Source organism: Pedobacter sp. 01T416_2 (assembly GCF_056398925.1).
The window spans coordinates 1-4,051 of record NZ_JBFTQI010000543.1 but is presented as its reverse complement, the minus strand read 5'-3'; the positions used below and the strand labels follow the sequence as shown (position 1 = coordinate 4,051).

Genomic DNA, 4,051 nt, shown 5'->3' with positions numbered 1-4,051 from the left:
ATGCTGTATAGTCCATAGTCTTCAGTCCGTAGCCTGAAGTCGATTAACCGCATCTACCAATGAACCATTGACTAATGAACAAATGAACTACCCTTCGATCCACCTCACCTTTTCTTCCATCGAAGTTCGGTTAGGCGCCCAGGGTTTTTCGTTATGATAGCCCATGTAAAATAAGCCAATGCACTTTTCATTTTCACCCAGGCTTAAAAAATCACCTAAATTATCAATTAAAGGTGGGGAGCTCCAATAGACACCTACCTGCAGGCTTTCGGCAGTTAAGGCCATATTTTGAACAGCACAGGAAACGGCCGCCAGCTCTTCCCATTCGGGTATTTTACCACTCACCTGCATATTGATGGCAATGATGCAATCGGCCTGACCCGTTTTTTCGGCGAAGCTGTCGTATTTTTTCTGTAAAAACTGTTGCGGACTAACCAATTCCTTATATAATTTACCCAGTTCTTTACCAAGTTTTGTTAATCCCGCTTTTCTGATCACGACAAAACGCCAGGGCTGGGTTAATTTGTGTGTTGGTGCATAATTGGCAGTCTCTAAAATCTGGTTGATTACCTCAACCGGAATTTCTTTTTTTATATAGCTTGCAGGAAAAATACTGCGACGTTCTTTTATAACTTTTGAAACAATATCGTATGTTGTACTCATTTGGTAAAAATAGCTAAAAGCTGAAAGACTAAAGCTGAAAGAGAGAGAGAAATTCGACCTCTAATAAAAGATTTGACGCTATGCTAACTGAAAACTTCAAACTGTGAATTGCAAACTGTCAACTGCGAACTGATAACTGCTTCCTGATCTGTTTAACCTTTGCAAAAAAACCTATGCTTTCTTTATCAACCAGAAAATCCATCGTCTGCAAAAGTTCTTCTCTTATCCAATTGTGTTTGGCATTTAAATTGGCTAAGATGTTTAAACAATGTGATTTTACAGCTACTGGGGTCTTCTCATCAATTAACCAGGCAAAAACAACTGCTACCAAATGAGATCGGTATCATAACCGGCAAGAATCTTTTTAATTTCCATAGCGGCATTTTTCTTCGTCATAAAGGCCAGGATTTTAACATAATGCCTCAATGCCGATAAATTGCTTTGTTGCGGAAATTTCTCCAAAAAATAAAGCGCATAGGGCAGAAATCTTTGCTGGTGGTTAGTAAATACATTTTCTAAAATCCATGCGGCCCTAAAACCAATCTGTTCGTCATGATAGAAACTTAAATCGATCAGATCTTTCACCGAAAAGGTGTCTTCTGAGGCAATTGCGGCTAACTTTTCTACTTTACTTTTCTGARGGGTTGTTTTTATAGTTTCGAGCAAGGTATGATTTGGCATGGGACTAAAATAAATATTTTACGACAAATTACCTTGAGATTGGTCGTCATTCCCAACTTGATTGGGAATCTAAGTGCTATATGTAGCTTGCATTAAGATTCCCGCATGCGCGAGAATGACGTACTCTTAGTTTAATTTTCTTATTAAGTTTTAATTTTCCGGAACAAAATTTTAAGCCATTGGCCAAAAGCTTCTCCCCTTTGTAAAATAAACCCGGTAGTAGCGAACACGGAGTGCAGCGAAGTAAAGCGGATAACGGGACTGCTTACCAAAAAAAGAACAGAACCCTCCATTTTCCAGTCTACCAACATTCAGATTTCCAACAATCAAGCGTCTTCTGCCTTTTTACCCTCAACCTTTTTGCGTATCTTTGCGGCTTATTTCAATTATAGCATGATTTCAGTTTCTAATTTATCGTTACGATACGGCAAACGCACATTATTTGAAGATGTTAACCTAAAGTTTACCCAGGGCAACTGCTATGGCGTAATTGGGGCTAACGGCGCAGGTAAATCTACTTTTCTAAAAATTTTATCGGGAGAGGTAAACCAAACTTCTGGTAGTGTGGCTTTTACTCCAGGCGAAAGAATGGCGGTTTTAAAACAAAACCACTACGAATTTGATGAGTTTTCGGTATTAGAAACCGTAATGATTGGCCATAAAGAACTTTATGCCATCATGAAAGAGAAAGATGCCATTTATATGAAAGAAGATTTTTCGGAGAAAGATGGCGAACGTGCCGGAGAGCTTGAAAATCTTTTTGCCGAAATGGATGGCTGGAACATGGAAAGCAATGCTGCAACCATGTTGAGCAATTTGGGCATTACCGAAGATAACCACTATAAATTACTAAAAGAGCTAGACAATACGCAGAAAGTACGTGTGTTATTGGCGCAGGCCTTATTTGGTAATCCCGATATTTTATTACTGGATGAGCCTACCAACGATTTGGATATCGAAACCATTGCCTGGTTAGAAAACTTTTTGGCCGATTACCAGAATATTGTATTGGTTGTATCGCACGATAGGCACTTTTTAGATGCAGTATGTACGCACATTGTGGATATCGATTTCGCCAAAATGAGCATTTACACTGGTAACTATACCTTCTGGTACGAATCTAGTCAGCTGGCATTAAAACAGCGCAGCGACCAGAACAAAAAAATGGAAGATAAAGTAAAGGAGCTACAGGAATTTATCCGCAGGTTTAGCGCAAATGCGTCTAAATCAAAGCAGGCAACTTCTCGTAAGAAGGCTTTAGATAAGATTGATATCACCGAAATTAAAGCATCGAGCAGAAAATACCCAGCCATTATCTTCAATAATACTGGCCGTGAGGCTGGTGACCAGATTTTACAGGCAGAAAACCTGGGTAAAAATGGAAACGATGGTGTTTTGTTCGACAAAATTACCTTTATGGTAAATAAAGGCGATAAAATTGCTGTATTATCTCAGAATAGTTTAGCTACTGCAGCATTTTACGATGTTTTAACGGGCAGAGATACGAACCATAGAGGAGAATTTAAATGGGGCGTTACCATTAGCACTGCAGATATCCCGAACGATAACTCCGAGTATTTTGCCGGTAAAGATGAAAACCTAGTAGATTGGTTACGTGAGTACTCTGGCACCGATGCGGATGAGCAATTTGTACGTAGCTTTTTAGGCCGTATGTTATTCTCGGGCGAAGAGGTACTTAAAAACGTAAAAGTGCTTTCGGGGGGCGAAAAAATGCGTTGCATGTTCTCGAGGATGATGTTACAACAAGCCAACCTGTTAATGTTTGATGAGCCAACCAATCACCTGGATCTGGAATCTATCGAGGCACTGAACAATGGCATGAAAGATTTTAAAGGCGCGATATTGTTTACCTCACGAGATCACCAGTTAACCGAAACTGTTGCCAACCGCATTATCGAAATTACGCCAAAAGGTACTATAGATAAGCTGATGACTTACGATGAATACATTAACAGCAGTGATGTTGCGAAACTAAGAGAAGAAATGTATTCTTAATTCTTCAATTAAAATATTGATTTAAAAGCCACATGCACTCCATGTGGCTTTTTCTTTATAAAAAACACATCAGCTGTAGCGTTTTCCTACCATTAATCGTTTTACAAGAAAAAAGCGTTAATGGCCATTAACCAATTTTGTTCAAAAAATTGATTTAAAACATTAAAATGAAAACGAATTTGAAAAATTTTAGCACTACAAAAATTATACTCTCTCTCTTAGCGATAGCTTTAACCATTACGGCTTGTAAAAAAGATTTTAATAACGACCCTATCGAAGCGGCTGGTATAGGTTTTGTTCATGCATCACCTGGAACAGGCGCGTTGGATTTTATCTTGGATAACCAAAAAATAAACAGCTTTACCTACACTAAAGATTTAGGATACTATGCCGCTTATCCAGGAACAAGATTGGTGGGTGTTGCTAAAAAAGACTCTTTAAAATATTTAACCACAGCTCAAGCCATATTAAAAGAAGGATCATTTTATTCGGTTTTCGTAGTAGATACTTTAAAATCAACAAAACTTTTAATCCTTGAAGATGATTTAAAAGCACCTGAAACTGATAAGGCTAAAGTTCGTTTTGTAAACTTAAGTCCGGGTTCTGCCCCATTTGATTTAGCTATTGCAGGTACAGATGCACCTTTATTTACTGCAAAAGCTTTTAAAGAGTTCACCACTTTCAGTAATAT

The 4,051-nt window shown here is 38.3% G+C and carries 5 protein-coding genes; 2 read left to right on the top strand and 3 right to left on the bottom strand.

The window, feature by feature from the left end; genetic code table 11:
• Positions 1-87: 87 nt before the first annotated feature.
• The 3 genes from AC1DPQ_RS19910 to AC1DPQ_RS19900 form a co-directional block, all read right to left on the bottom strand.
• Positions 88-663 (bottom strand): nitroreductase family protein, encoded by a 576-nt coding sequence (locus AC1DPQ_RS19910; protein WP_477582980.1) that lies wholly within the window; start codon positions 661-663, stop codon positions 88-90.
• Positions 664-781: 118 nt separating this feature from the next.
• On the bottom strand, positions 782-994 hold the full coding sequence (locus AC1DPQ_RS19905) for a hypothetical protein (RefSeq protein WP_477610647.1): 213 nt from the start codon (positions 992-994) through the stop codon (positions 782-784).
• Positions 988-1,344, bottom strand: a complete 357-nt coding sequence (locus AC1DPQ_RS19900) for a hypothetical protein (protein ID WP_477610646.1) — start codon at positions 1,342-1,344, stop codon at positions 988-990. Before AC1DPQ_RS19900 ends, AC1DPQ_RS19905 begins: the two co-directional genes overlap by 7 nt.
• Before the next feature lie 393 nt (positions 1,345-1,737).
• On the opposite strand from AC1DPQ_RS19900, the gene AC1DPQ_RS19895 reads away from it, so the two are divergent.
• Both AC1DPQ_RS19895 and AC1DPQ_RS19890 read left to right on the top strand, forming a co-directional pair.
• Positions 1,738-3,360, top strand: a complete 1,623-nt coding sequence (locus tag AC1DPQ_RS19895; protein WP_477582854.1) for an ABC-F family ATP-binding cassette domain-containing protein — start codon at positions 1,738-1,740, stop codon at positions 3,358-3,360.
• A 167-nt stretch (positions 3,361-3,527) separates the two neighbouring features.
• Positions 3,528-4,051, top strand: a 524-nt coding sequence (locus tag AC1DPQ_RS19890) for a DUF4397 domain-containing protein (RefSeq protein ID WP_477610645.1), incomplete at its 3' end; no start/stop codon positions are given.

Coding starts and splice junctions, on each gene's coding strand:
- AC1DPQ_RS19910 (WP_477582980.1), bottom strand. CDS start 663: ATGAGTACAACATACGATATTGTTTCAAAAGTTATAAAAGAACGTCGC.
- AC1DPQ_RS19895 (WP_477582854.1), top strand. CDS start 1,738: ATGATTTCAGTTTCTAATTTATCGTTACGATACGGCAAACGCACATTA.